This is a genomic window from Roseibium sp. RKSG952 (assembly GCF_009711355.1).
Genome location: NZ_SMMF01000599.1, coordinates 1 through 2,375, shown reverse-complemented (window position 1 = coordinate 2,375; position 2,375 = coordinate 1). Strand labels below are relative to the sequence as shown.

Genomic DNA, 2,375 nt, shown 5'->3' with positions numbered 1-2,375 from the left:
CTCCGCTCACAGTTGCGGGGGCAGCCACGGCTTCAGCGCAAGCTTCCGGACGCTGTTCCCGTGTTCCCTATTCATCCGGACACACCCGGAACCAATGTCAAATTTGACAATTCATTTTCTGGATAGCTTGTCAACAGCAGGTCACGGGGAAGGGGGGCAATCCACGGCGCAATTGCGGGGCGCAAGATCACCTTGAGCATACCAAGAACATATTCTCGGTTCGCAGGCGACGCAGTTTGGCGGGAATACAATAAAGAATTGGCGCACCCGACAGGATTCGAACCTGTGACCTCTGCCTTCGGAGGGCAGCGCTCTATCCAGCTGAGCTACGGGTGCGGATCGGCGACTTGCGTCGGTGCAGCTCTGATACAGGATGATCGCCGCTCCGGCAATGCCTTTCTGTGCCTGTTGACAAGACTCCTTAAATCCTCGCGGGTCTCAAAGACCGGCTTGTGAAAAAAGGCGCATGACCCGGTGATAGGATTGAACGATTAATGCGTATTTTCCAAAACAACGCCCAATCCTGATGCGGGGAACCCATGGGAAATCTGATCGTGATCCTGGGAGATCAGCTCTCCCCCAAACTGCCGTCCCTGCGTCTTGGGGATCCCGATTGCGACCGGGTCTTGATGATGGAGGTGGCCGGGGAGGCGGAGTATGTGCCGCACCACAAGAAAAAGATCGCCTTTGTGTTTTCCGCGATGCGCCACTTCGCGCGCGAGCTAGCGGAGGCCGGGTGGCAGGTGACTTATGTCAAGTTTCCGGATCCTGACAATTCCGGGTCACTCAGCGGAGAAGTCGAACGGCACGTGAAGCAATTCGCCCCGGACCGGGTCGTTGTGACCGAGCCGGGCGAATGGCGGGTTCTGGAGGCGATCAAGGGATGGCCGGAGGCTTTCGACACGCCGGTCGACATTCTGACGGATGACCGGTTTGTTTGTTCGCTCTCCGCGTTCCGCTCATGGGCGGACGGGCGCAAGCAACTCCGGATGGAGTATTTCTACCGAGAAATGCGCAAGACGACGGGCCTGCTTATGGACACCGCTCAAGGCGGAGCGCAACCCGCCGGAGGCAAGTGGAACTTCGACGCGGACAATCGGAAGCCGGCCAAGGCCGGACTTGCTATTCCCGAGCCCAAGCGCTTTGAGCCCGATACCATCACTCTGGATGTCCTGGAACTGGTGTCTGATAGATTTGGCGCGCATTTTGGAGATTTGGAGCCGTTCTGGTTCGCAACCAGCCGCCAGCAGGCCGAAGCCGCTTTCGACCATTTTCTGGAGACCGCGCTACCATCCTTTGGTGACTATCAGGACGCTATGCTGGCGGGAGAAAAGTTCCTCTATCATTCGGTCACCTCCGTTTATCTGAATGCCGGGTTGCTTGATCCGATGGAGATGTGCCGGAGGGTTGAGGCTGCATATCATGAAGGTCATGCGCCGCTGAATGCGGCCGAAGGTTTTATCCGGCAAATCATCGGTTGGCGCGAGTATGTGCGCGGTCTCTATTGGTTGAAGATGCCAGCCTATGTGGAAAGCAATTATCTTGGCGCAAGCCGGGATCTTCCATCCTTCTATTGGACCGGCGAAACCGATATGGCCTGTATGCGGGAAGCCATCAGGCAGACCAGGGAAGAGGCCTATGCCCATCACATCCAGCGGCTGATGGTTACCGGCAATTTCGCGCTGCTGATTGGCGTGGAGCCAAAACAGATCCACGAGTGGTATCTTGCGGTCTATGCGGATGCCTATGAATGGGTGGAATTGCCGAACACGATCGGGATGAGCCAATTCGCAGATGGAGGTCTTCTCGGGTCCAAACCTTACGCATCCGGTGGCAACTACATCAAGAAGATGTCAAACTATTGCACCGATTGCTCATATGATATTTCAAAAAAGACCGGGAGTTCAGCCTGTCCATTCAATTATCTTTATTGGGATTTTATCGATCGAAACACGGATAGGTTGCGAGGTAATCATAGGATGGCACAGGTATATTCCACATGGGGCCGGATGGGGGAAGAAAAGCGGGGTGCCCATCGTGAATCTGCCAAAGTGTTTCTCTCAGCTCTCGAAGACAGGACCAAGGTCACTTGACCCTTGTGGATCTCTTTTGAGAGACCTCCGCATAATGCTGGTCTGTGCAGCTGAACGCGCCAAATTTGCCCATAATTATCTGTTTGGGATGGAGATGAAATGTTCTCGGAACGCCTTTCAAGGCGTTTGCCGCCTTGGAAAGCTTCCTGGCCGGCGTGCCATAAGGAATTGATTGTCAAGGATCCTTAACCGTGTGGCGGCGCGTACCGCGTCCTTGACACTCAATTCCTTATGGTGTCATCGCCACGTCTGTGACGTAAGGCCAAATTATGCATGTTTCGA

The 2,375-nt window shown here is 54.9% G+C and carries 1 protein-coding gene, 1 tRNA gene and 1 riboswitch; of the genes, one reads left to right on the top strand and one right to left on the bottom strand.

Translation table 11 applies throughout. The annotated features are described in order from the left end of the window. Positions 1-111, bottom strand: a riboswitch (cobalamin riboswitch). This riboswitch is flagged as partial in the annotation. A 148-nt stretch (positions 112-259) separates the two neighbouring features. After that, positions 260-336, bottom strand: a tRNA-Arg gene (locus tag E1297_RS02670). 203 nt (positions 337-539) lie between these two features. On the opposite strand from E1297_RS02670, the gene E1297_RS02665 reads away from it, so the two are divergent. After that, positions 540-2,093, top strand: coding sequence for a cryptochrome/photolyase family protein (locus E1297_RS02665; protein WP_155133563.1), 1,554 nt, complete (start codon positions 540-542; stop codon positions 2,091-2,093). The last annotated feature ends 282 nt before the right edge of the window (positions 2,094-2,375 follow it).